The sequence below is a fragment of the Microbacterium sp. BE35 genome (genome assembly GCF_031457705.1).
Lineage (GTDB): Bacteria > Actinomycetota > Actinomycetes > Actinomycetales > Microbacteriaceae > Microbacterium > Microbacterium trichothecenolyticum.
The window spans coordinates 439,416-464,038 of record NZ_JAVDXD010000001.1 but is presented as its reverse complement, the minus strand read 5'-3'; the positions used below and the strand labels follow the sequence as shown (position 1 = coordinate 464,038).

Here is a 24,623-nt window from a genome sequence, read left to right as displayed (position 1 = left end):
GCGCGTCGGCCCGAGACCCGAAATCGGGCGAACAGACGGTGAACCTGGAGTGGCGAACGGATGCTGCGACCCCGTGCTGTCGGGAATCGACAACCGAATCGGCACACCCGTCGAGGATCGCTACGATCGCACCTCGTGAACGTGATGTGGCGGACCCTGATCGTGATGGTGACAGCGCGGCGACGGCTGCGGCGGGGCGGTCGACTCGGCCCGAGTGAGATCAGCCGTATCCGGCTGACCACTCTGCTCACCGACATCGACCTGCTGCGTCACATGAACAATGGTCGCTACCTCTCGCTGTTCGATCTCGGCCGATGGGATCTGCTCGTGCGCACCGGGCTCTGGGACGTCATGAAGACGCACGGCTGGTACGCCGTGGTCTCGAGCGAGACGGTGACCTTCCGCAAGTCGCTCAACCTGTGGCAGAAGTTCGACGTCGAGTCGCGCATGATCGGGCACGACGACAAGGCCGTCTACCTCGAGCATCGCGCCGTGGTCGGCGGCGAGGTGTACGCACGCGCGATCATCCGGGCCCGGATGATGAAGCGCTCCGGGGGAACGCTGTCGCACGAGGAGCTCTTCGCCGCGATCGGCCGCCCCGAGGGGGTTCCCGAGGTGGACGCGTGGGTGCACGACTGGGCAGCAGCATCCGCTCTCCCTCCCACACGTGCGAAGGCCCCCAGCGTGTGGAGCTGATGCGTCAGCGGAGGATCGCGGTCGCGATCAGCGACATCGCGGCGATGATGCCCACGTTGATGGTCGCAAGCAGCAGCGTCCAGTAGCGGCTCGGCTGAAGGTGGGTCCAGCTGTGGTGATCGACCGCGTCCAGCGCGGCGTCGAGGGAACGATAGCGTCCGACCGTCCGGCCGCCACGGGTCGCCACGTAGCCGTGCTCGTCCCGCCTCACCCCGCCCACCTGGCGTCCGAAGCGGTCAGCGGCCCACGAGCCTCGCTCGGGGGCCGACCAATGGATCTTACCGACCCGGTCTTCGGTGTGCTGTGTCATGCGTCCACGTTAAGGACGCGTCGACACCCGCCCGGGGGTCTTGACAGCATCGCCGGCTGCGCTTTATTGGGGTGCCGCGGGGTTGTCGGGCTCGGGCACGATCGTGAGGCCGGCGGGCGAGTTCGCCGCCTTGGTGAGGGCCTCCACCCACGCGGGGTTGAGGCGCGGCTGGCGGCCGCCGAAGTACTCGAACGCCAGCGAGACGTTCGGACTCAGCCACACCGAGGTGCGTCCGAGGCCGGCGCGGGTGGGGTCGCTCCACGTGAACGGGAAGGACTCGCCGCGACGCAGCTTGGCCCAGATCACCGCCTGCAGATGCGCGAGGATCCGGTCGTCGATCGACGTCGTGACGCGGGTGTCGTAGGTGAGCGTGCCCATCGCCCCCACCTTAGCCCCCGCGACACGGGACTGCGTCGGATTGGGCCTTGCGCGCGGTGCGGCGCAGTATACGCGGATTCCGCGCCCGTGTCCGGTGTTGCGCCTTGATGCGTACGTACTTGACGCTGGTGGCATGGCCCCTCCTCCCCAGCTCACTCGTGACCTGCGCGCGGCGCTCTCCGGCGGTGAGCTGTGGATCGCGTTCCAGCCGCAGTACGACCTGGACCCCGCCGGGCCGGTCGATGCCGCGGCGGCGACGGATCCCGTCGCCGTCGAGGCCCTCTGCCGCTGGAATCACACGCTCCTCGGCGCCGTGCCGCCTGACACGTTCATCCCCCTGGCGGAGGCGGGGCGATTCCTCGATGAGGTCGATCTGCAGGTCTTCGGGCGCGCGACGGAGCAGGTGTTGCGGTGGCGGGAGGCGGGACACGCGCTCGGACTCTCGGTGAACGCCTCTCCGGCGCACTTCTCGAGGCGATACGCCGACACGATCGTCGCGCGGCTGGACCGGCTCGGCGTCGACCCCGCGGGAATGACCGTCGAGATCACGGAAGCGCCGACACCCCAGCTGCGTCCCGAGATGATCACGGCGATGCAGGCATTGCAGTCCGTCGGGATCGCCATCTCGGTCGACGACTACGCCGGCGGAGACACCACCGTGGCCATGCTGGAAGCACTGCCGATCGACGAGGTCAAGATCGACCGATCGCTCACGCAGCGCACCGATGCCGAAGCCCACGACGCGGTCGCCGCTGTGGTCGACAGCAGTGCCCGCAACGGCTGGCGGGTGGTCGCCGAGGGCATCGAGACCTTCGCGGACCTCCAGCGCTCCCGCGAGCGCGGCTGCGACCTCGGACAGGGCTACCTGTGGGGGCTCCCGATGCCGTCGGAAGAGATGGATGCGCTGCTCGCGGCGGGCTGACCGGCGCGCGAACGGCTCGCGTCAGAGCTCGTAGTCGGCGAGCTGGTCGACCGGCTCGTCGGCCGGAGCCACCGGCGCTTCGCCGACCTCGAACTGCGACCACGTCACCGGCATGCCGGGGGAGAACAGGATGTCGACGCCCGGGCCTCCGCGCAGCGGCGGGATGTTCACGTAGCCGCCCCCCGCCTTGATCGCCTCGAGGATCTTCGTCTTCAGCTCCGAGACGGGGTCGGGGAGGAAGTAGTCGCGTCCATCGACGGTGAGCCGGTTCACGATCGCCATCGCACCAGCGTACCTGCGCCGCCCGCCCGTAGGATCGAAGCGTGGGCATACTTCACTACGGCGCACCCCCGGCGTCCTTCACGATCGACGATCGCACCCTCGCTCACCTCGAGCTGGTCATCATGGCGAAGCTGCGGCGTCGGGAGAACCTCTCGTTCGCGCACGTCGACGAGAACACGTCGCTGCGTCAGGCCGTCTGGATCTCGCCTGTGACGTCGCTGCGGTTCGAGTATGAAGGGCCGATGCCCGAGATCAACCGGCTCTGGCTGCAGGACCTGATCGACGCGGCGAACTCGTCGGCCGGGCTGCGGGTCCTCCCCGAACCCGACCTCCCGTCACGCTGAGACGCGACCGCCGCCGTCGCGCTTCGCGCGGTACATCGCTGCATCCGCGGCATCCAGCAGTCCTCCCGGAGAGACCCCTCGTTCGGCCGCCACGACGCCCGCGGAGGCGCGCACGGCGACCTCGGCGCCCCGCACCGTGATCGGTTCGGTGATCACGGCCAGGGCCCTCCCCGCGATCGCCGCGGCCTCCTCCCGCCCTGCGCCGACGCACACGATCACGAACTCGTCGCCGCCCAGTCGCACGACGATGTCGGAGCTGCGGGCGACCCCGCTCAGCCGGCGGCCGATCGCGGCCAGGACGGCGTCGCCCATCTCGTGACCGTACGTGTCATTGATGAGCTTGAAGTCGTCGAGATCGAGGAAGACGACAGCCACGGCGGCCTCGGAGCCGTTCAGCAGCTCGTCCAGCCGGTCGTCCAGGAAGCGGCGGTTGTGGAGACCGGTGAGGGCATCGCGCAGTGCGAGCTCTGCGAGCTCCGCCTGGGTGCGGGCGACCATGGCCGACCTGATCTCCTCGCCGAGGTCCACAGCGTCCTGCGCGTGCTCGCCCCACGGGAGGCTGCGGCCCGTGACGCTCTCGCGCCAGGCGGAGAACGACCGGCGAGGCGAGAGCGGTGTGTCGCGGTTCTCCGGCCGCTGGTCGCCGAGCCAGTCGACCGTGCGCGAGACCTCGCTGCGCACGAAGACGAGCATGTCGCCGTCGCCGCCGAGCGGGACGATGAGAAGGCCGGTGACGCTCGGCACCTCGACCGCGAGCTCCGGCCGTTCGATCGGGAGCGCCTCCCACAGCAGTCGTCCCGGGCCGAGTTCGTCGACGACGGCGAACAGGCGAGCCGGCGGGGGCACGACGCCCGCGGTGTGGACTGCATCGCCCATCCGCAGCAGGGCGCCATCTGCGGGAACCACGTCGAGCACGGTGCGCTCGCCGCTCATCAGCACGGCGCCGACATCGGCGCGCCCGTACAGCGGAGCGATGAGGGCGATCCGCCGCTCTCGCGCCTCGAGCTGCCGGCGCAGGCGCCGGATCTGCTCGGCAGCGGCGAGCTGGCTGACGACCTGGGTCGCCATCACCTCGAGGGCCCGGCGCAGCAGCACCGGAATGCGTCGGGGGGTTCGGTGGGCGCACGTGAACATCCCCACGAGGCGGTCCCCCATGACGAGGCCGAACGACACCGTCGCCGCCTGCCCCATGTTGCGCATGAACTGGAGGTGGTGCGGCGACACGGCGCGCAGCTCGGTGCCTCCGAGATCGAGCGGGGCGTCCTCCGGAAGGAGCGTGTGGAGGGCGAGGCCCGGGTCCGCGGTGTCGGCGATCACTCGGGAGCGCTTCTCGATGTAGAGCGCGCGCGCCTGCACCGGGATGTCGGAGGCGGGGAAGTGCAGTCCGAAGTACGCCTCCATGTCGGGCTCGCGCTCATCGGCCACGACCTGCCCGTGGCCGTCGTCGTGGAACTCGTAGCACATGACCCGGTCGAAGCCCGTGATGGCCTTGATCTCGCGGGCGGCCTGCTGCCGCAGCTCGTCGGGGTCGCTGACCCCCGCCAAGCGCTGGATGGCGCCGACGACTCCGGTGCGGACGTACTCGAGCTCCGGCACGACAGGCTCGAGCTCGACGATGAGCGGCGCGGTGCCGCGATGCGCGATCACGTCGTAGAGCGAACCCTCGAACTCCGCCCGCACCGGATCGACGGCCAGTCCCTGGCCGATCGCCCAGGAGAGCGTCTCGTTGCCGGCCTGGCGGAGGTCGCGTCCGAGCCAGTGCTCGACGTTCTCGCTCGCGACGACCACGACACCGGTCGTCTCGTCGATGCCGAAGAGGGCACCGTGCGCCTGGATGCGTCCGATCGTGCGGATCTGCTCCTGTGAGCATTCCCGCAGGCGGAGCGACTCGGCATCATCGCGGGGACGGTCTCCGTCGAAGACGAGGGCAGGCGTATCGGTCAACGCGAGTCCTTAAAAGGGTGTGGCGGGTGGGGGACGAAACTGCGTTGGCGAGAGCCTCATCCTATGGGCGAGAGCGGCGAGAACCTAAGGGCGCGGAACGGGACGGCGGCTTTAGCGCAGTGGTCGCGCCCGCGCAATGGGTTTGCGGTCGGTGCGCGTGGGGAGTTGCCTGACTGCGGTGGCGCCGGTACCCGCTCCGGCGTCGGAGGGAGAAGGAGGAGCCGTGGACACGACCACCCCCATCTGGGTCATCGTCGGCATCGTCGTGGTGCTCGCCATCGTCGTCGTAGCGCTGCTGCTCACGGCACGCGGGCGCCGCGAGCGCCGTCGAGAGCACCAGCACGAACACGCCGAGAAGCTGCGCGCCGATGCGCGCGAGACCGAGCTGCAGGCCCGCGAGCACGAGGCCGAGGCCGCTCGGGCGCGGGCGGACGCCGCAGCGGCGTCGGCCGCTGCCGAAGCCGCCAAGGCCCGTGCCGCAGAGGCTGCGATCGACGCCGAGCGACGCGCCGGAGCGATCGACGAGCACCGCGCCGAAGCCGAAGGCCTGCGTCAGCAGCACGCAGAGGCGATGCGCAAGGCCGACGACATCGACCCGTACGCCGACGGCACCGGTGCCCGCAGCACCGCCGCCCCGCCGGCCGCGGCGCACGCGGACGACGCGCGCGACGACCGGGACACCGTGCTCGAGGGCACCGAGCGAGATCGCCGTGCGAACACCGATGAGCGGCCGCCGACTCCGCCGGAGCGGCACGAGCACACCGAGCGCACCTGACACCGGCGGACGGATGCCGCCACCCCGCAGCTGCGCGGCCCTCGGGCTTGGCTAGGGCCTCGGGGGCACAGCATCCGTCCGCCGCATCGGGAACGCGTCGTGCAGGGCACGCCGAACTTCCCGCATGCCCGCCCGCGCGCGCGATGCGGTGCGCTGCGCGGCGAAGACCTCGCGCGCGGGACGACCGGGGAGCTCGAGCAGCGACACCGGCACCGCCGACCCCTCCCACAGCAGATCGGGCAGCACGGCGACGGCCTGTCCGGCCGCGACCAGACGCGCGTGGGCGGACAGATCGGCCAGCTCGTACCGCACGTCGGGCTCGAACCCCGCGGCGCGGCACTGCTGCACCGCCCACAGGCGGGCGGCGGTGCCGGCGGGCTCCATCACCCACGGGCGATCGCGCAGGTCGTCGAGCGAGCGTGCGGGATCCACGGATGCCACGGCCAGATGGATCGGGTCGGTCCCGAGCGGGTCGCGCTCGAGACCCGGGGTGTGGGCCCGCGTGTGCCCGGGGTACTGCTCGGCGATCACGAGGTCGACGCCCCGTGCCGTGAGCTCGAACAGGCCGAGCTCGGGAGGCATCTCGACGAGCTCGACGCGAAGGTCGGGTGCACGTTCGGACAGCAGCCTGAGCGCAGCGGGCACGATCGCGAGCGCGGCGGTCTGCATGATCGCGACGCGCACGGGCGCGAGCCCCGGATGCAGGGACTCGAGCTCACCCCGCGCCTGCTCGTCGAGGTCGAGTGCCCGCGCGGCGTGGGCCGCCAGGACGCGTCCGTGTTCGGTGAGTCGCACCCGCCGTCCCTCCGGCGCGAGCAGCGCGACGCCGGCCTCTCGTTCCAGCTGCGCGAGCTGCTGCGAGATCGTCGACGGACTGTACGCGAGCGCCTCCGCGACGGCTGCGAGCGTGCCGCGGAGCGCGAGCTCGTGGAGCAGTCGCAGACGTCGCAACTCGAACATGCGCATCCCATCGAAGATCTCGAACGATATCGATCGTAGATGATCGCTTTTCACGAATGAATGGATGCCTCACCCTTGACCTCATGCAGCAGGTGAACCCGATCGCGCACATTGAGGTGCAGGCTGGAACCACGGAGTCCGACGACGTGACAGCTGGAGTGCGAATGGAAGACCGATCCGACGAGCGCCTGGCCGGCGAGGCCGTGGCCCTGGCGCAGCGGTGGATCGCCGAGAGCGCCGAGGTCGAGGTCGACCCGGCCGCTCAGCGGCTCGCCGGTGTGCTCAAGGACCCGAACGGCCTGCCGTTCACCATCGGGTTCGTCGACGGCGTGATGCGTCCGGAGAGCCTGTCGGCCGCGGCATCCCATCTGCATCGCGTCGCCCCCCTCGTTCCGGATTTCCTGCCGTGGTACCTGCGTGGCGCCGTTCGCGTGGGCGGGGCTCTCGCGCCGGTGCTGCCGTCGCCGGTCGTCCCGATCGCGCGACGCGTGCTGCGTGAGATGGTCGGGCACCTCGTCGTCGACGCGCGTCCCGACAAGCTCGGCCCCGCGATCGCCGCCCTTCGTGCGAGCGGTGCGCGGCTCAACCTGAACCTCCTGGGCGAGGCGGTGCTCGGCGAGCAGGAGGCACTCCGCCGGCTCGAGGGGATCCACGAGCTCATCCGCCGGCCCGACGTCGACTACGTCTCGGTCAAGGTCTCGGCGATCGCCAGCCACATCTCGATGTGGGCGTTCGACGAGGTCGTCGAGAAGGTCGTCGCCCGACTGCGGCCGCTGTACCTCACGGCGGCGTCGCCCACGAGCTCCATGAGCGGCCCGACGTTCATCAACCTCGACATGGAGGAGTACCGCGACCTCGACCTCACGATCGCGGTGTTCACGCGCCTCCTCGAGGACCCGCGCCTGCGACAGCTCGAGGCCGGCATCGTGCTCCAGGCATACCTCCCCGATGCCCTGCCCGCGCTCGAGCGGCTCACCGCGTGGGCGCAGGAGCGCGTCGCCAAGGGCGGCGCGCGCATCAAGGTGCGTCTCGTGAAGGGAGCGAACCTCGCGATGGAGCGCGTCGACGCGGTCATGCACGACTGGAGCCTCGCCACGTACGGCGAGAAGGTCGACTCCGACGCGAACTACGTGCGGTGCCTGCGGTTCGCGCTCCAGAAGGCGCACACCCGCGCGGTACGGATCGGCGTCGCCGGACACAACCTCTTCGACATCGCCTACGCCTGGCTGCTCGCCGGCCAAGCCGGTGTGCGCGACGACACTTCGACAGGCTCGGTGCAGGCGACATCCGGCGCCGCCGGCGTGTCGCCCGATGTCGAGTTCGAGATGCTGCTCGGCATGGCGCAGGGCCAGGTCGAGGCTGTCACGCGCGAGGTCGGCCACGTCCTCCTGTACGTTCCCGTCGTGCGTCCCGACGAGTTCGACGTGGCGATCAGCTACCTGGTGCGGCGCCTCGAGGAGAACGCCTCGAGCGACAACTTCCTCTCGGCCGCCTTCGACCTCGCCGACGACCCCGTGATGTTCGACCGTGAGCGGGACCGTTTCCTCGCCTCCCTCGCGCGCGCCGACGACCCGGCGCTCGCGACAGGCGCGAACCGGTCGCAGGACCGCGCCGCCGAGGCGATCGCGACGACGGCGCCCGCCGGCGCCGAGTCCCCGCGCGCGCAGGCGCGCCTGCGCCGGGCCGCCGCGGCATCCGACGAGGCCGGTCTGACCCAGGCCGTGATCGGCATCGCGCGCTCGGCCGCGCCGGGCGACACCGCCCCGGTGGCGCGCTCGGTCCCTGAGCAGGTGTTCGGCGCCGAGGCGTTCGTCGAGACCGCGGTGTTCGCTCCGCGCGAGTCCGCGGCCCGGGTCGCGGGCGCACCGGGCTTCCGCAACACCGCCGACAGCGACCCGGCCCTGCCCGCGAACAGGGCCTGGGCGCGCAGCATCCTGTCGCGCATCGAGACCTCCCGCGCGGGCGACGCCACTGTCGAGGCGGCCCGCGTCACCGATGAACCCGCGCTGCAGGGCATCGTGGCCCGGGTGCGTGATGCCGCGCCGGCGTGGGGCGCGCTCCCGGCGGCGGAACGGAGCCTCGTGCTCACCGCCGCCGCCCGGGCGCTCGAGGCGCGCCGCGGGGAGCTCATCGAGGTCGCCGCCTCCGAGACCGGCAAGGTCTTCGCCGAGGCTGACGTCGAGGTGAGCGAGGCCGTCGACTTCGCCAACTACTACGCCGCCACCGCGCGGGAGCTCGACCGCGTGAGCGGGGCCGTGTTCGAGCCGGCACGGCTCACCGTCGTCACGCCGCCGTGGAACTTCCCGATCGCGATCCCTGCGGGTGGCGTGCTGGCGGCGCTGGCCGCAGGCTCGGGTGTCGTGTTCAAACCCGCGCCCCAGGCGCGGCGCTGCGCGGCGGTCGTCGCCGAGGCGCTGTGGGAAGCGGGCGTACCGCGCGACGTGCTGGCGCTCGTCGACATCGAAGAGGGCGGCCTGGGGCAGACCCTGCTGTCGCACCCCGACGTCGACCGTGTGATCCTCACCGGCGCATGGGAGACCGCGGCGCTGTTCCGATCCTGGCGTCCCGACCTGCCGCTGCTCGCCGAGACGAGCGGCAAGAACGCGATGATCGTCATGCCGACGGCGGACCTCGACCTCGCGGCATCGGATATCATCAAGAGCGCATTCGGCCACGCGGGCCAGAAGTGCTCCGCCGCATCGCTCGCGATCCTCGTGGGTCCGGTCGGTCACTCGCAGCGCTTCGCGCGTCAGCTGATGGATGCTGCGACCTCCCTCCGCGTCGGCCCGCCGTCCGACCCGCTCAGCGAGGTCGGCCCGGTCGTCGAGGTGCCCCGCGGCAAGCTCCGGTGGGCGCTGACCACCCTCGACGAGGGGGAGAGGTGGCTCGTCGAGCCGAAGCCGGTGGACGCGGCCCCCGAGTACGACGGCCGCCTCTGGACTCCCGGCATCCGCACCGGCGTGCAGCCGGGCTCGCGTTTCCACCGCGAGGAGTTCTTCGGGCCGGTGCTCGGCATCATGCACGCGTCGTCGCTCGCACACGCGATCGAGCTGCAGAACGCCGTGGCGTACGGGCTCACAGCGGGGCTCTACACCCAGAACCCCGACGACCTCGCCCAGTGGCTCGATCGCGTGGAGGCGGGGAACCTCTACGTCAACCGCGGCATCACCGGCGCGATCGTGCAGCGCCAGCCGTTCGGCGGCTGGAAGCGCTCGTCGGTCGGCGCCGGCGCCAAGGCCGGTGGGCCGAACTATCTCGTCGGCCTCGGCCGCTGGCGCGCCACCTCCGGCGTCCCGGCATCGGCCACGCTGCACCTGCGCGGGCTCGACACCCGCATCGCCGCGCTCATCGAGGCCGCTCAGCCGTCGCTCGACTACGAGGCGTTCGAATGGCTCCGTCGCGGCGCCCTGTCCGACGCCATCGCATGGGACCGCGAGTTCGGCCAGGTCAAGGACGTGTCGGGCCTCGGCGTCGAGCGCAACCTGTTCCGCTACCGCCCGATCCCGGCGGTCGCCCTGCGCGCGACCGCGGACGCTTCGTGGCAGGCCGTGCTGCGCGTGGTGGTCGCGGGACTCCGGGCGGGCTCACGGCTGACGCTCTCGGCGCCGGTCGGTCTTCCTGCCGCGGTGCGCCGGGTTCTGGCCGAAGAGGATGTCGCCGTCTTCGTCGAGACCGACGAGCAGTGGCTCCAGCGACTCAGCGCCGTCGACATCGTCGCGGCGGCCGCCGACGCCGACCCCGAGCCGCGGCCCGCGCGCGTGCGGCTCATCGGACAGACCGAGTCGGTCGCGGCGCTGCACACCCTCGTCGCGCAGAGCATGGGCGGCGACCCCGATCTCGCGGTCTACGACAACGAGGTCACCACCGCCGGTCGGCTCGAGCTGCTTCCGTTCCTCCACGAGCAGTCCGTCACGATCACGGCGCACCGCTTCGGCAACCCCGACCCGTGGTCGGAGGCCGTGATCTGACGGATCCGGATGCTGCGGTCCGCGGCATCCGCTCGCTCTCCCGGCTGTCTCTGGATGGCCCGATCCCGGGGCTTGGGCGTGCGGCGATCGTTTGGGGCGCGGGCGCGCCCCGAACGCGCGGGATGCCCGCCGAGCCCGTATGGCGGGGCTCTCGTCGGGGCTGCTCAGCCCGCGGGCGCCGTGCCGAGCGTCGCGACCTGGCGGCCAGATGTGTAAAAGATTCTTGACATGCACGGCGGGTCCGCCTACCGTCGGTGTCAAGAATTCTTTACAAGCCCCTGGGGGAGTCATGGTCTACGAAGAGCGCAACATCTGGTCGAGTCTCATCGTCAGCGTGATCGGCACGATCGTCTACGTCGTGATCGTCCTGCAGCAGGCCGACGGCCGCCCGCTCACCGACGTGGACTGGGTGCCGATCATGCTGTGGGTCATCGGCGCGAGCATCGTCGGCGCGATCGTCCTGAGCATCGCGTGGGGCATCCTCGCCGGCATGCGAGACCCCGACGGCGTGGGCAAGAGCGACCAGCGCGACCGCGACATCGCGCACATGTCGACGCGCGTCGGGCAGGCGTTCCTCGTCATCGCGGGCCTCGGCGTGATCGTGCTGTGCGCGTTCGAGGCGGACTGGTTCTGGATCGCGAACACCATGTACTTCGGCTTCGCGCTGTCGTCGATCGTCGGCGGCATTGCGAGCGTCCTCGCCTACCGTCGGGGCCTCGTCTGATGGTGAAGCCCACGAAGGTCACCAACTCGATCCGCGCCGTCCGCGAAGCGGCCGGCATGACCCAGGCCGATCTCGCCCGTCGTGTGGGCGTCACGCGGCAGACCCTCATCGCCATCGAGCAGGGACGGTACTCCCCGACGCTCGAACTGGCGTTCCAGCTGTCCCGCGCGTTCGGCGTCGGGCTCGACGACCTCTTCGACTACCCGGAGCAATGACATGACGATCCATGAGGACGGCACGACGGATGCCGCGGCCGCGATTCCCGGGGCGATGGCGGCGTGGCGGCAGCGCCGTTACGGCGGGGCCGACGGGGTGGTCCTCGAGACCGTCGACGTGCCGGCGCCCGGCCGCGGCGAGGTGCTCCTGCGCCTGCGGGCAACAGGCCTCAACAACGGCGACATCCGGGTCATGCGCGGCGAGCCGCTCCTCGTGCGGCTCGCCTTCGGCCTGCGCCGCCCACGCCAAGCCGTCCGAGGGATGGATGCCGCCGCCACCGTCGTCGCCCTCGGCGAGGGCGTCACCGCGCTCGCCGTCGGCGACGAGGTCGTGGGCGAGCTCCCCGCGGGCGGCGGCCTCGCCCACTATGCCCTCGCGCCGGCCGGCCGGCTGGCGCGGCGGCCCGCCGAGCTCGATGCCGTGATCGCCGCAGCGCTTCCGGTCGCAGGGGGCACAGCATGGCAGGCGCTGGAGCTCGGCGGAGTCATCCGCCCGGCGGCGGACGCGTCGACGCAGCGAGTGCTCGTCATCGGGGCGTCGGGCGGCGTGGGCACGTTCGCGGTGCAGCTCGCGGCGGCGCGCGGTGCCGAGGTGTGGGCGCTGTGCGGGGATCGCAACCGGGCGCTCGTCGAGGGGCTCGGCGCGTCGCGCACGTTCGACTACCGCACGGTGCAGCCCGGGTCGGCGGAGCTCGGGGAGGGCCGCTTCGACGCCGTTGTGGACATCGCCGGCACCGCGCCGCTGCGCACGCTGCGTCGGCTGGTGCGTCAGGGGGGCCGCGTCGTGCTCGTGTCGGGTGAAGGCGGACGCGTCTGGGGTCCGATCGGGCGCATCGCCGCGGCATCCGTCCTCTCGATCGGTTCCAAGCGGCCGCTTCGTCCGCTCGCCGCCGTCGCGAAGCCGGACGTGCTCGCACAGCTGCTCGCGCTCGCCGCGGCCGGCAGCCTGCGCCCCGTGATCGAGGCGCGGGTCCCGTTCGCCGACGCCGGCACTGCGCTCGCTCGCGTCGCCGACGGTCACGTGACGGGGAAGGTCGTCGTCATCGCCCGAGCATGAGACGGATGCCGCGTCTCCCAGATCGCATTCAGGGTCCGTGAGACAATGGACGTGGCGTGCCCGGATCGCCCTTCGACAGGCTGAGCAACCCTGGAGCGAAGACCGCCGGGCCTCTGGACAGCGTCCGCCGCGCCTCTACAGGAGCAAGATGTCCACGCAGAACACCGCGCCCGCCACCACTCCGGTCACCGGGTCGGCCTCCGGCCGGACCCAGCAGATCCGTCGCTACCTGATGTGCCGCCCCGAGCACTTCACGGTCAGCTACACCATCAACCCGTGGATGGAGCCGGCCAACCCGACCGACACCGCCCTCGCGGTGCGCCAGTGGCAGGCTCTCTACGACACGTACATCGCGCTCGGCCACGAGGTGCACCTCATCGACCCCATCGAGGGTCTTCCTGACATGGTCTACACGGCCAACGGCGGGTTCGTCATCGACAACGTCGCGTACGGCGCGAAGTTCCGCTTCCAGGAGCGCGTCCCCGAGGGGCCCGCGTTCATGGACTGGTTCCGTGACAACGGCTTCGAGGTCGCGGAGCCCGTCGAGGTCAACGAGGGCGAGGGCGACTTCCTGCTCGTCGGCGACACGATCCTCGCCGGGACCGGCTTCCGTTCGACGGGTGACAGTCACCGGGAACTCGGCGACGTGTTCGGCAAGGAGGTCGTGAGCCTCACTCTCGTCGACCCGCGGTTCTACCACCTCGACACCGCGATCTCGGTGCTGGACCCCGTCGAGGGTCCCGGCGGCGTCGAGAAGGCCAACATCGCGTACCTCGAGCACGCGTTCGACGAGCGCAGCCAGGCGATCCTCGCCGAGCGCTATCCCGACGCGATCCGCGTCGCCGACGCCGACGGCGCCGTGTTCGGTCTCAACTCGGCCAGCGACGGTCTCAACGTGATCATCTCGCCGCGCGCGACCGGCTTCGAGGCGCAGCTGCGCGAACGCGGCTACAACCCGGTGCTCGTCGACCTGTCCGAGCTGCTGCTCGGCGGCGGCGGCATCAAGTGCTGCACGCTCGAGCTGCGACGCTGACCCGCGCGAAAGAGGAGCCCCCGATGACCGCCGCCTCCACCTCACTCGATGCCGCCATGAGCCAGATCATCGCCGCCGAGGAGCAGCACGTCGCCCACAACTACCACCCGCTCCCCGTCGTGATCTCGCGCGGCGAGGGAGCGTGGGTGACGGATGTCGAGGGCAAGCGCTACCTCGACCTGCTCTCGGCCTACTCGGCCCTCAACTTCGGGCACGGGCACCCTGCGATCGTCGCCGCCGCGCAGGAGCAGCTGAACCGACTGACGCTCACCAGCCGGGCGTACCACAACGACCGTCTGGGACCCTTTGCCGCTGCGCTCGCCGAGCTCTGCGGCAAAGACCTCGTGCTGCCGATGAACACCGGCGCCGAGGCCGTCGAGACCGGCATCAAGGTCGCCCGCGCGTGGGGCTACCGAGTGAAGGGCGTCGCTGCGGACGCCGCGAAGATCGTCGTCGCGCACGGCAACTTCCACGGGCGCACCACGACGATCGTCGGCTTCAGCGACGACCCGCAGGCACGCGCCGACTTCGGTCCGTTCACGCCCGGCTTCGTCTCGGTGCCGTTCGGCGACGCCGCGGTCATCGACGCCGCGATCACCGCCGACACGGTGGCCGTGCTCATCGAGCCGATCCAGGGTGAGGCGGGCGTCATCCTCCCGCCCGAGGGCTACCTGAAGAAGGTGCGGGAGATCTGCACCCGCCGCGGCGTGCTGTTCATCGCCGACGAGATCCAGTCCGGCCTCGGCCGCGTGGGCGAGACGTTCGCGTGCGACCGCGAAGGCGTGGTGCCCGACATCTACCTCCTCGGCAAGGCGCTGGGCGGGGGCATCCTTCCGCTGTCGGCGGTCGTCGCCGACCGCGACGTGCTCGGGGTGATCCACCCGGGCGAGCACGGCTCGACATTCGGCGGCAACCCGCTCGCCGCGGCCGTGGGCCTGCGGGTGGTCGAGATGCTGCAGACCGGCGAGTTCCAGGGCCGCGCGAAGCTCCTCGGCGACCACCTCGAGGCGAAGCTCCAGGAGCTCGTCGGCCACGGCGTCACCGCGGTGCGTGTCGCGGGTCTCTGGGCAGGCATCGACATCGACCCTGAGGTCGGCACCGGACGCGAGATCGCCGAGCGTCTCATCGGGCGCGGCGTGCTCGCCAAGGACACGCACGGCCAGACGATCCGCATCGCGCCGCCGCTCGTCGTGCGCGCGACCGAGCTGGACTGGGCGGTCGAACAGCTGCGGTTCGTGCTCGCGGCCTGAGGGGTCTGAGGTCGGGGCTCAGCGGCGGCTCACGCCACCTCGACGTTGAGCTGCTGCCACCCTGTCGCGCCGTCGGGCGCGGGCCACGCGTCGGTCTCGGTCTGCCGTTCGCCCTTCACGTTGGTGGCGCGGCAGCGGATCGCGTGAGAGCCGCGTTCGGCCGTCCACGGGATCGACCACTGCACCCACGTGTCGTCCGAGATCGCCGACGCCAGTGTCGCCTCGCGCCACGGCCCGCCGTCGACCTGCACCTCGACCTTCGCGATGCCCACGTGCTGCTGCCAGGCGACGCCCGCGATGGTGGTGTCGCCGGCGCTCAGTCCCTGGCCACGGCGCGGCAGGTCGATGCGCGACTGCAGCTTGATCGGCCCCTTCGCCGACCATCCGCGCGTCGTCCAGTAAGCGGTGGCCTTGTCGAACCGCGTCACCTCGAGCTCGGTGACCCACTTGGTCGCCGAGACGTAGCCATACAGCCCGGGGACGACCATGCGCACCGGGAAGCCGTGCTCCGCCGGGAGCGGTTCGTCGTTCATCCCGAGGGCGAGGATCGCGGCGCGCGACTCCTCCTGCAACACTTCCAGCGGCGTGCTCGCGGTGAAGCCGTCGATCGATCTCGACAGGACCATGTCAGCGTCCGACGTCGGCCGGGCGCGCTCGAGCAGCAGGCGGATCGGATACCCGAGCCACTTCGCATTGCCGATGAGGTCGCCGCCGACGGGGTTCGACACGCACGCGAGGGTGGTCCAGCTCTCCTCGAGGGGGAGCGCAAGCAGCTCGTCCCACCCGATCTCGACCTCGTTCTCCACGAGTCCGTGGATGCGCAGGCTCCAGTCGCTCGGATCCACCTGCGGCACGACGAGGGCGGTGTCGATGCGGTAGAAGCTCGCGTTCGGGGTCACGACCGGCGTCATGCCGGTGAGATCGAGCTGCGCATCGGCCGGGACCGGCGGCGCGGCGACGGCCGGCGCGGGCAGTCGGAGGGCCCGGCGCACGGCGGTGACGGTGCGGGAACCTGCCTGCAGCGCGGTCCCCGCGATCGCCGCGATCACGCCGGCCGCCGTGGCCGCACCTGCCCACACGAGGAAACGGCGGCGCGACGGGTCGTCGTCGCCTGGCGCGTCGCCCGTGCCCGCCGCCGTCGAGGCGGGGGACGAGGCATCCGTCGTGCGTCTTGCCAGCTGCGTCAGCAGCCGCACCACCGTCGCCGCGACGAGGCCCGCGGCGAGCGAGGGGAGCCACGCGAGTCCGGTCGCGCCGGCACGGGTCATCGCGAGCACGGCGACGACCGCACCCAGGACGGCGAACAGTGCGGCGCCGAACCACGGGCGACGCAGTTCCAGGATGCCGACACCCGCCGCCGCGACCAGCAGCACAAGCGCGATCCCGACGAGCAGGGCGAGCTTGTCGGCCGTGCCGAACAGCGAGATCGCGGCATCCTTCGCCCACGGCGGTGCGAGGTCGATGAGCACGCCGCCGACGACGGAGAAGGGGCTCGACGACGGCGCGACCAACGCTGCGACCAGTTCGCCCACCCCCGCGCCGAGGACGGCGGACGCCGCGCCCGCTCCCGCGCCGGAGAGGGCCGAGGCCTTCGCGGCGACGCGCGTCGCGGCCCCCGCTTCACGAGTCATAGCGGGAGCATACGTCCGATCCTCCCAGTGCGGACCAGGAGAACGGCTCGGAAACACGAGCGCAACGAAGGCCGCATTAGGCTCTTCGCATGGGTGATCTGTTCGACGGCTACGGCTCCACGCTGGCGCCGCGCAAGACGCCCTCGGGGGTACCCGCGTTCGACGAGATGTTCGGGAGCCCGGCCCACCCGGGCGCGCCGGCCGAATCGCGCGAGGCCTATCGAGAGCTCTACCAGGCGCTCGCGCAGATGACCCAGGAGGAGCTGCGCGGCCGCACCGATTCGCTCGCGAGCTCGTACCTCGCGCAGGGCGTGACGTTCGACTTCGCGGGAGAGGAGCGGCCGTTCCCGCTCGACGCCGTGCCGCGCGTGATCACGTACGACGAGTGGTCGCGCATCGAGGCCGGCGTCAAGCAGCGCGTGCGCGCACTCGAGGCGTTCCTCGACGACGCGTACGGGCATCAGTTCTGCGTGCGCGACGAGGTGCTGCCCGCTGGACTCATCGCGAGCTCGCAGTACTTCTACCGTCAGGCCGCCGGTATCCACTCGGCCAACGGCGTGCGCATCCAGGTGTCGGGCATCGACCTGATCCGCGACGAGCACGGCGAGATGCGTGTGCTCGAAGACAACGTGCGGGTCCCGTCGGGCGTCAGCTACGTCATCTCGAACCGGCGGGTCATGGCCCAGACCCTGCCCGAGCTGTTCGTGTCGATGCGGGTGCGCCCCGTCGGCGACTACCCGAACAAGCTCCTCGCGGCGCTGCGCGCCTCCGCCCCCGCGGGCATCGAGGACCCGAACGTCGTGGTGCTGACGCCCGGTGTCTACAACTCCGCCTACTTCGAGCATACGCTGCTGGCCCGCCTGATGGGCGTCGAGCTCGTCGAGGGCCGCGACCTGCTCTGCATCGGCGGCAAGGTGTTCATGCGCACCACGCGCGGCCCCAAGCGCGTCGACGTCATCTACCGCCGCGTCGACGACGAATTCCTCGACCCGCTGCAGTTCCGCGCCGACTCGATGCTCGGCGCCCCTGGCCTCATGCTGGCCGCGCGTCTGGGCAACGTCACGATCGCCAATGCGGTCGGCAACGGCGTCGCCGACGACAAGCTGCTCTACACGTACGTCCCCGACCTCATCCGCTACTACCTCGCGGAAGAGCCCATCCTCAAGAACGTCGACACGTGGCGGCTCGAAGACCCGAACGCCCTCGAAGAGGTGCTCGACCGTCTCGACGAGCTGGTGGTCAAGCCCGTCGACGGCTCCGGTGGCAAGGGGCTGGTCGTCGGGCCGGATGCCTCACCCGCCGAGCTCGAGAAGCTCCGGCAGCGCCTGCTCGCCGACCCGCGCGGCTGGATCGCGCAGCCCGTGGTCATGCTCTCGACGATCCCCACGCTCGTGGAGGACGGGATGCGTCCGCGTCACGCCGATCTCCGCCCCTTCGCGGTCAACGACGGCGAGGACGTGTGGGTGCTCCCCGGCGGCCTCACCCGCGTCGCCCTTCCCGAGGGCCAGCTCGTGGTGAACTCCAGCCAAGGCGGCGGGTCGAAGGACACCTGGATCGTCGGCGGCTCCGCTCCCGCCCAGGTCGAGTACGGCCAGGGGCAGAGCGTGGCCGGCCTGGTCGCCGACCAGGCAGCCACGGTGACCGCGGCGATCCCGATCATCTACGACGCCCAGACCGAGCCGACGCACTCGCCGCAGGACCGCCCGCGCTCGCGCGTAGAGCAGCAGGAGCAGCAGCAGCAGGCTGCGGAGCAGGACGGAGGTGCATCATGCTGAGTCGCATCGCCGAGAGCCTCTTCTGGATCGGGCGCTACATCGAGCGCAGCGACGGCACCGCCCGCATCCTCGACGTGCACCTGCAGCTCCTCCTCGAGGACCCGTGGATCGATGAGGACACGGCGTGCCGGTCGCTCCTCAGCGTCATGGGGTCTCTGCCGCCCGAAGGCGTCGACCAGGTACGCCGCGAGGACGTGCTCGCGCGCCTCGCCGTCGACCGGATGAACCCGTCGAGCATCGCGTACGCGCTCACGGCGGCGCGCGAGAACGCCCGCCGCGCGCGGGAGATCGTCTCGACGGAGCTGTGGGAGACCCTCAACACGACGAACGCCCGCATGCCGCGGCGCCTGCAGAACGACCGCGTGCACGAGTTCTTCCAGTGGGTGCGCGAGCGGGCGGCGCTCGCCGTCGGCATCGTGGACTCGTCGACGAGCCGCGACGAGGCCTGGCAGTTCTTCACGCTGGGGCGCAGCATCGAGCGCACCGACATGACCGCGCGCCTGCTCGCGACGCGGTCGCTGACCGAGGCATCCGGTCCGTCGTGGACGACCATCCTGCGCTCGTGCGGCGCGTACGAGGCGTACCTGCGCACGTACCGAGGCATGCCGAGCGCCCGCAATGCGGCCGAGTTCCTGCTGCTCGACCGGCTCTTCCCCCGCTCGATCATCTACTCGATCCAGCGCGCCGAGGAGTGCATGAGCGCCATCGATCCCCGCGCGGACCGCGTGGGCCACTCCAACACCGTGCTGCGGGCGCTCGGCCAGATCCGCAACGACCTCGAATACCGGCCGATCTCCGAGATCCTCGGCGAGCTGCCGACGCACATGGACCGCGTGCAGACGGTGACGCGCGAGGCATCCGAAGCCATCCGGGGCCGGTTCTTCCCGACGCAGGCCGAGCCCAGCTGGATCGGAGAGATCTCATGAAAAGACTCCGGATCGAGCATCAGACCGGCTTCAGCTATCAGGGCGACGTGACCGCGTCGTACAACGAGGCGCGCATGCTGCCGGGTTCCACCGACAGCCAGTTCGTGCTCAACTCGTCTCTCGACATCGAGCCGTCGACCTCCGTCAACCAGTACGTCGACTACTTCGGCACACGGGTCGCGGCGTTCGACGTGCTCTCGCCCCACTCGTCGCTCACGATCACCGCTCGCTCGCTGGTCGAGGTGCGTCCGCGGCCGCTCGAGCACATCGACGTGACGTGGGAGGTTCTCGCCCGCGAGGCGGCCCGCTCGCTCGAGACCGTCGAGCAGCTGTCGCAGACCCGGCGCACCCGCCCCCACGAGGAGGTCGCCGAGCTCGCCCGGTCGATCGCCGCGCAGCACGACCACCCCGGCCGCGCTGCGCACGCGATCGCGGTCGCCATCGGCGACGCCGTCGAGTACATGCACGGCATCACCGGCGTGCACTCGACCGCAGCCGAGGCGTGGGAGGCGCGCAAAGGCGTCTGCCAGGATATGGCCCACATCGCACTCGGTGCGCTGCGTGAGGTCGGCATCCCGGCGCGGTACGTGTCGGGATACCTGCATCCGCGGCCGTCGGCGGAGGTCGGCGTCGCAGTGACGGGCGAGTCCCACGCGTGGATCGAGTGGTTCGCGGGCCAGTGGCAGGGATTCGACCCCACGAACAACATCGAGATCGGCGACCGCCACGTGCTCGTCGGCCGCGGCCGCGACTACGGCGACGTTCCGCCGCTGCGGGGCGTCTACGCCGGCCCGTTCAAGAGCAACCTCCACGTCAAGGTCACGATCACGCGCGAGGCGTAGCAGAGCTGCCGAAGCTCTCCGGGTCTCGGCGGGCGGATGCTGCGGCTCAGGCCGGTTCGACGGCTTCGACCTCGATGCGCTCCTCGTCGCGCGGCCGGCCGCCGCCGAGGGAGAGCGTGGCCAGCAGGCCCACCGCGAGGAAGCCCGCGGCGGCGAAGCTGGCGTACTTCGTGCCTTCCGAGAATGCGGCCTTGGCGTCGTCGGCGAGCGGCGCGGTCTGAGGCGATCCGGCAAGGCCCGCGATCGCCCCGCCGGCACTGTCGACGACGGCCGAGACGACCTGGTCGCGCTGTTCGGCGGGGATCCCGCGGTCGTCGAGCCTCGCCGTGAGGACGGCGGAGGTCGTCGAGAAGAGGATGGTGCCGAGGATGGCGATGCCGAGCGCCGCGCCGAGCTGGCGCGCCGTCGACTGGGTTCCCGATGCCTGACCGCCCTCGGCGGTCGGCACGTCGGCGAGCACCACGCCCGTGAGCTGCGCGGTGGCGAGTCCGACGCCGAATCCGTAGACGAAGAGCGCCGGGATGAGCGGCACCCACGACGCGTCCGGCTCGATGATGAACCCGACCGCTGCGATGCCGATGATCTCGGCCACGATTCCGACGCGCACGATCCACACCGGTGCCACGCGTCCGCTGAGGGCCCCCGCCAGTCCGCTTGCGGCGAAGGAGCCGATGGCCAGGGCCAGAAGGATCAGGCCGGTCTGGACGGCTTCGAACCCGAGGACGAACTGCAGCCACAGCGGCAGTGCGAGGATCAGGCCGAACTCGCCGAGCGAGACCACCATCGCCGCGATGTTGCCGTTGCGGAACGACGGGATGCGGAAGAGCCCGAACGCGATGACCGTCGGCTTGCCGACCCGACGACGGTGCAGCCCCCACCAGATGAACGACACGACGCCGAGGGCGGCGATGGCGAAGGCCACGGCGACGGGTGAGACGTCCCACGGCCAGGTCCATCCGCCGATCGTGAGCTGCTTGTCGGTCGTGATCCAGCCGTAGGTGCGTCCTTCGATCAGGCCGAAGACGAGCGCGCCGACGGTGATCACCGACAGCAGCGCGCCGAAGAGATCGATCGACGCGGCATCGCCGCGCGATTCGTCCACGGTCAGCAGCACCCCGACCACGATGGCGATGCCGAGTGGCACGTTGATGAGGAACGCCCAGTGCCAGGAGAACTCGGTCGTCAGCCAGCCGCCGAGCAGCGGCCCGACGGCCGCCATACCGCCGATCGTCGAGCCCCAGACCGCGAAGGCGATGGCCCGCTCGCGTCCTCGGAACGTCGCGTTGAGCAGTGACAGCGTCGTGGGAAGCATCATGGCCCCGCCGATGCCCTGGATGAAGCGCGCCCCGATCAGGAGCCCGCCCGTCGTCGCCAGTGCGGCGCCGACGGAGGCGAGGGTGAAGATGACGACGCCGATGAGCAGCATCCGTCGTCGTCCCCATCTGTCGGCGAGCGCGCCGAACACGAGCAGCAGCGACGCGAAGACGAGGGTGTAGGCCTCCTGCACCCACTGCACCTCGCTGGACGTGATCCCCAGGTCGTCGACGATGGCGGGGATCGCGACGTTGACGATGGTGGAGTCGACGATGATGAGCGCGACGGCGACGCTGATGAACACCAGCCCCGCCCAGCGGCGTCTCGAACTCGAGGTCATATAGCTAGCTTATCTAGCGATCTGACGCCGGCCCAGACCTTGTCTCGCTCAGGCGGGAGGGTTGTCGGGGTCCAGAGTCTGGAGCGTCTCCTCTTCGACGGGGTTGTCGGCCTCGAGTTGTTCCTCGGTGGTGTCGTCTCCGCCCAGCGGGCTGTCGCCTTCGGGGGCCTGGTCGTCGGTTCGCCGTTCGTCCATGCCGGTCACGCTAGCGCGGGACGGATGCCGCCGGCCGGGGCTTGACGGACTCCACGACGCGACTTCTGAATCTGCTGAAAGTTTCCTTGACGTTCGATGATGAAACGTGTCACCGTAGAGCGGTCTACAAAACGTAGAGCGATCTACGGATCGACCTCAAGGGAGAGGAAAGCACGATGATGTCTTCTGGATCCACCAAGCTCGCGCGAAATCCGCGCGCCCGCAGACGTACGACGGCGCTTCTGCTCGGCGCCGCACTGATCGCCGCCGGCGGAACGGTCGCCCTGGCGGCACCCGCTGCGGCCGCCGACTGCACCACCGTCCCATGGATGGACACCTCGAAGTCCGCCGACCAGCGGGCTGAGGCGCTGCTGGCCGCCAGCTCGCAGCACCAGAAGTACCGCTGGCTCGTGGAGCAGCCCGCGAACAGCCCGCAGCAGACGACGTGGTCGGGCGGCGTCGTCTACCCCGTGCAGGTGGAGTGCACGCCGACCGTGATCTACTCCAACGGCGCCGAAGGTGCGCACGGCAAAGCCGGCACCACCGCATGGCCGGGGCCCATCGCCATAGCTGCCTCCTGGAACCTCGAGCTCAACGAGCAGAAGGGCGCGATCCACGCGAACGAGGCGTTCGACAACCGCAGCAACGTGATCCTCGGCCCCGGTGTCGCCAGCGGCCGCACCCCGCTCTCGGGCCGCAACGCGGAGTACTTCGGCGAGGATGCGCTGCTGTCCGGCCTCATGGGCGCCGCGAACGTCCGCGGCATCGAGGATGGCAGCAGCCCCGACAAGCCGGTCATCGCGAACCTCAAGCACTACGTCGCGAACGAGCAGGAGCTCGACCGCAACAACAGCTCCTCGAACATCGACGAGCGCACGTTCCGCCAGGTGTACGACCTGCCGTACGAGATCGCGATCAAGGAGAGCGACCCCGACAGCCTGATGTGCTCGTACAACCAGATCAACGGCGTCTGGTCGTGCGAGAACGACACCCTCACGACGAGCCTGCGCGACAAGATGGGCTTCGACGGCTACGTCATGAGCGACTTCGGCTCGGTTCACTCGACCGGGCCCTCGCTGATGGCGGGCCTCGATCAGGAGCTCAACCGGCCGATCTGGTTCACGCCGGTGCGCCTGGACGCGGCCCTCGCCGCGGGCGAGGTCACCCAGGAGCGCATCGACGAGGCCGCGTTCCGGGTCGTGCGCACCTACATCAAGGAGGGGCTGTTCGACCACCCGCTCCCCGCGACCTCGAAGCCCGTCACCGCGACGGACGACTCCCGCGCTCTGGCGCGCGAGCTCGCCGAGGAGAGTGCGGTGCTGCTGAAGAACGACGACGCCATCCTGCCCCTCGGTGACGGACCGCTCACGGTCGCGGTCGTCGGTCCGACCGCCTCTAAGACGCCGACCAATGGCATCAGCTCCGCGCAGGCGTGCTCGGCCGGCGGATTCGGCGCGGGCGGCGTGCTCAACTGCGCCAACGTCGTCGATCCGCTCACGGCGATCACGCAGCGCGTCCAAGCCGCAGGCGGAAGCGTCGTGTACAACAACGGCGCCGACCTCGCCTCGGTCGCCGTGACCGCTGCCCAAGCGGACGTCGCCATCGTCTTCGGCTACATCCGCACGGGCGAGTTCGCCGACACGGCGGACCTGCACCTCGACTCGAACGGTGACGCGCTCGTGCAGGCCGTCGCCGCTGCGAACGACGACACCGTCGTCGTCCTCAACAGCGGAACCGCGGTCGAGATGCCGTGGATCGACGACGTCGACGCGGTGTTCAGCAACTGGTTCGCCGGTGAGCAGATGGGCCCCGCCCTCGCGGCGCTCCTGTGGGGTGATGTCAACCCGTCGGGCAAGCTGCCGATGACCTTCCCGAAGTCGGTGGCCGACACGCCGACCGGAAGCGACCCGGCACGCTACCCCGGCATCTTCTCCAACGGATCGACGACCCGGCCCGCTGGGTCGACGGAGGCGCGCCAGGTGAACTACACCGAGGGCCTCCAGGTCGGCTACAAGTGGTACGACGCCCAGGGCATCGAGCCGCTGTTCGAGTTCGGACACGGCCTGTCGTACACCTCGTTCGCGTACAGCGACCTGGCGGTCGACCACGTGGACGACCCGGCGACCGGCGACGTGCTGTCGAAGGTGTCGTTCACGGTGACCAACACCGGCGCCCGCGCCGGGGCGGAGATCCCGCAGGTCTACCTGACGCTGCCCGAGGCGGCAGAGGAGCCGGGCAAGCGGCTCGTCGGCTTCGACCGCGTCGAACTCGCGGCGGGTGCGAGCACCCGGGTCGAGGTCGTCGTCGACTCGACGGCGAGCAACCAGCCCTTCTCCATCTGGGACGTGGACGCCGACGAGTGGACCGTCCTGGACGGCGAGTACAGCTTCGCCGTCGGATCGTCGTCGCGTGACCTGCCGCTCACGCAGGACGTGTTCGTCGACCGTGTCGCACCGAAGATCGCGTCGATCACGCTCAACGGCAGCCAGAAGGTCGTCGTCGCAGCGACCGACGAGCTGAGCGGCGTCGCCCTGATCGAGTACTCGACCCAGAAGAACAAGCAGGATGCCTCGGCATGGGCCCCGTACACGGGTCCGCTGCAGGTCGACGCGAAGAGCACCGTCTCGTTCCGCGTCACCGACCACAGCGGGAACATCAGCGAGGTCGTCCAGGTGAACCGCAAGGACCTGCGCTGAGACACCGGGGGCGGCACTGCATGGGCCGCCCCCGGACCACCCGTCC

22 protein-coding genes are annotated in these 24,623 nt (G+C 70.7%); 14 read left to right on the top strand and 8 right to left on the bottom strand.

Annotation, left to right across the window (positions count from 1 at the left end; all coding sequences use genetic code 11):
* Positions 1–135: 135 nt before the first annotated feature.
* On the top strand, positions 136–696 hold the full coding sequence (locus J2Y46_RS02005) for a thioesterase family protein (protein WP_045299710.1): 561 nt from the start codon (positions 136–138) through the stop codon (positions 694–696).
* Positions 697–700: 4 nt separating this feature from the next.
* On the opposite strand, the gene J2Y46_RS02000 is transcribed toward J2Y46_RS02005, so the two are convergent.
* Together J2Y46_RS02000 and J2Y46_RS01995 are read right to left on the bottom strand one after the other, a co-directional pair.
* Positions 701–1,006, bottom strand: coding sequence for a hypothetical protein (locus J2Y46_RS02000; RefSeq protein WP_310239868.1), 306 nt, complete (start codon positions 1,004–1,006; stop codon positions 701–703).
* Positions 1,007–1,069: 63 nt separating this feature from the next.
* Positions 1,070–1,384, bottom strand: coding sequence for a hypothetical protein (locus J2Y46_RS01995; protein ID WP_045299714.1), 315 nt, complete (start codon positions 1,382–1,384; stop codon positions 1,070–1,072).
* A gap of 133 nt (positions 1,385–1,517) precedes the next feature.
* Here J2Y46_RS01995 and J2Y46_RS01990 point away from each other — a divergent pair, with 133 nt between their 5' ends.
* On the top strand, positions 1,518–2,306 hold the full coding sequence (locus J2Y46_RS01990; protein WP_045299716.1) for an EAL domain-containing protein: 789 nt from the start codon (positions 1,518–1,520) through the stop codon (positions 2,304–2,306).
* 21 nt (positions 2,307–2,327) lie between these two features.
* Here J2Y46_RS01990 and J2Y46_RS01985 read toward each other — a convergent pair whose 3' ends face one another.
* Complete coding sequence (locus J2Y46_RS01985; RefSeq protein ID WP_045299717.1) at positions 2,328–2,588, bottom strand: hypothetical protein; 261 nt, start codon at positions 2,586–2,588, stop codon at positions 2,328–2,330.
* Between the two features lie 41 nt (positions 2,589–2,629).
* Between J2Y46_RS01985 and J2Y46_RS01980 the strand changes: the two genes are divergently transcribed.
* On the top strand, positions 2,630–2,932 hold the full coding sequence (locus J2Y46_RS01980; RefSeq protein WP_045299719.1) for a hypothetical protein: 303 nt from the start codon (positions 2,630–2,632) through the stop codon (positions 2,930–2,932).
* On the opposite strand, the gene J2Y46_RS01975 is transcribed toward J2Y46_RS01980, so the two are convergent.
* Positions 2,924–4,876, bottom strand: coding sequence for a sensor domain-containing diguanylate cyclase (locus J2Y46_RS01975; RefSeq protein ID WP_052676815.1), 1,953 nt, complete (start codon positions 4,874–4,876; stop codon positions 2,924–2,926). The two genes, J2Y46_RS01980 and J2Y46_RS01975, sit on opposite strands and share 9 nt — an antisense overlap.
* A gap of 223 nt (positions 4,877–5,099) precedes the next feature.
* On the opposite strand from J2Y46_RS01975, the gene J2Y46_RS01970 reads away from it, so the two are divergent.
* Positions 5,100–5,651: a hypothetical protein gene (locus J2Y46_RS01970; RefSeq protein WP_310239866.1), complete on the top strand. Its 552-nt coding sequence runs from the start codon at positions 5,100–5,102 to the stop codon at positions 5,649–5,651.
* Positions 5,652–5,702: 51 nt separating this feature from the next.
* Here the strand turns inward: J2Y46_RS01970 and J2Y46_RS01965 are convergent, their stop codons facing one another.
* Positions 5,703–6,611, bottom strand: coding sequence for a LysR family transcriptional regulator (locus J2Y46_RS01965; RefSeq protein WP_310239864.1), 909 nt, complete (start codon positions 6,609–6,611; stop codon positions 5,703–5,705).
* Positions 6,612–6,775: 164 nt separating this feature from the next.
* Between J2Y46_RS01965 and J2Y46_RS01960 the strand changes: the two genes are divergently transcribed.
* The 6 genes from J2Y46_RS01960 (at position 6,776) to rocD (ending at position 14,858) form a co-directional block, all read left to right on the top strand.
* A complete protein-coding gene (locus J2Y46_RS01960) occupies positions 6,776–10,579 on the top strand; it encodes a bifunctional proline dehydrogenase/L-glutamate gamma-semialdehyde dehydrogenase (RefSeq protein ID WP_045300038.1) in 3,804 nt (1,267 codons plus the stop codon).
* A gap of 289 nt (positions 10,580–10,868) precedes the next feature.
* A complete protein-coding gene (locus tag J2Y46_RS01955) occupies positions 10,869–11,303 on the top strand; it encodes a hypothetical protein (RefSeq protein WP_045299723.1) in 435 nt (144 codons plus the stop codon).
* On the top strand, positions 11,303–11,518 hold the full coding sequence (locus J2Y46_RS01950) for a helix-turn-helix transcriptional regulator (RefSeq protein ID WP_045299725.1): 216 nt from the start codon (positions 11,303–11,305) through the stop codon (positions 11,516–11,518). The genes J2Y46_RS01955 and J2Y46_RS01950 overlap by 1 nt, the downstream gene beginning before the upstream one ends.
* Position 11,519: 1 nt before the next feature.
* Complete coding sequence (locus J2Y46_RS01945) at positions 11,520–12,575, top strand: NAD(P)-dependent alcohol dehydrogenase (RefSeq protein ID WP_052676816.1); 1,056 nt, start codon at positions 11,520–11,522, stop codon at positions 12,573–12,575.
* A gap of 148 nt (positions 12,576–12,723) precedes the next feature.
* Complete coding sequence (ddaH, locus tag J2Y46_RS01940; RefSeq protein ID WP_045299727.1) at positions 12,724–13,608, top strand: dimethylargininase; 885 nt, start codon at positions 12,724–12,726, stop codon at positions 13,606–13,608.
* A 23-nt stretch (positions 13,609–13,631) separates the two neighbouring features.
* A complete protein-coding gene (gene rocD / locus J2Y46_RS01935; protein ID WP_045299729.1) occupies positions 13,632–14,858 on the top strand; it encodes an ornithine--oxo-acid transaminase in 1,227 nt (408 codons plus the stop codon).
* A gap of 29 nt (positions 14,859–14,887) precedes the next feature.
* On the opposite strand, the gene J2Y46_RS01930 is transcribed toward rocD, so the two are convergent.
* Positions 14,888–16,489: a molybdopterin-dependent oxidoreductase gene (locus tag J2Y46_RS01930; RefSeq protein ID WP_045299731.1), complete on the bottom strand. Its 1,602-nt coding sequence runs from the start codon at positions 16,487–16,489 to the stop codon at positions 14,888–14,890.
* A gap of 89 nt (positions 16,490–16,578) precedes the next feature.
* On the opposite strand from J2Y46_RS01930, the gene J2Y46_RS01925 reads away from it, so the two are divergent.
* The 3 genes from J2Y46_RS01925 to J2Y46_RS01915 are packed head-to-tail and all read left to right on the top strand — an operon-like array spanning position 16,579 to position 20,032.
* Positions 16,579–18,264 carry a circularly permuted type 2 ATP-grasp protein gene (locus tag J2Y46_RS01925; RefSeq protein ID WP_045299732.1) on the top strand — a complete coding sequence of 562 codons (1,686 nt, stop codon included), beginning with the start codon at positions 16,579–16,581 and terminating at the stop codon, positions 18,262–18,264.
* Positions 18,258–19,190, top strand: coding sequence for an alpha-E domain-containing protein (locus J2Y46_RS01920; protein ID WP_310239859.1), 933 nt, complete (start codon positions 18,258–18,260; stop codon positions 19,188–19,190). The genes J2Y46_RS01925 and J2Y46_RS01920 overlap by 7 nt, the downstream gene beginning before the upstream one ends.
* Positions 19,187–20,032, top strand: coding sequence for a transglutaminase family protein (locus J2Y46_RS01915; protein WP_045299736.1), 846 nt, complete (start codon positions 19,187–19,189; stop codon positions 20,030–20,032). The genes J2Y46_RS01920 and J2Y46_RS01915 overlap by 4 nt, the downstream gene beginning before the upstream one ends.
* 46 nt (positions 20,033–20,078) lie before the next feature.
* On the opposite strand, the gene J2Y46_RS01910 is transcribed toward J2Y46_RS01915, so the two are convergent.
* Positions 20,079–21,686, bottom strand: a complete 1,608-nt coding sequence (locus tag J2Y46_RS01910; protein WP_310239855.1) for an MFS transporter — start codon at positions 21,684–21,686, stop codon at positions 20,079–20,081.
* A 48-nt stretch (positions 21,687–21,734) separates the two neighbouring features.
* Entirely contained in the window at positions 21,735–21,881 is a 147-nt protein-coding gene (locus J2Y46_RS01905) for a hypothetical protein (protein WP_169748698.1), read from the bottom strand.
* A 176-nt stretch (positions 21,882–22,057) separates the two neighbouring features.
* Here J2Y46_RS01905 and J2Y46_RS01900 point away from each other — a divergent pair, with 176 nt between their 5' ends.
* On the top strand, positions 22,058–24,577 hold the full coding sequence (locus J2Y46_RS01900; protein WP_310239853.1) for a glycoside hydrolase family 3 C-terminal domain-containing protein: 2,520 nt from the start codon (positions 22,058–22,060) through the stop codon (positions 24,575–24,577).
* Positions 24,578–24,623 lie beyond the last annotated feature (46 nt).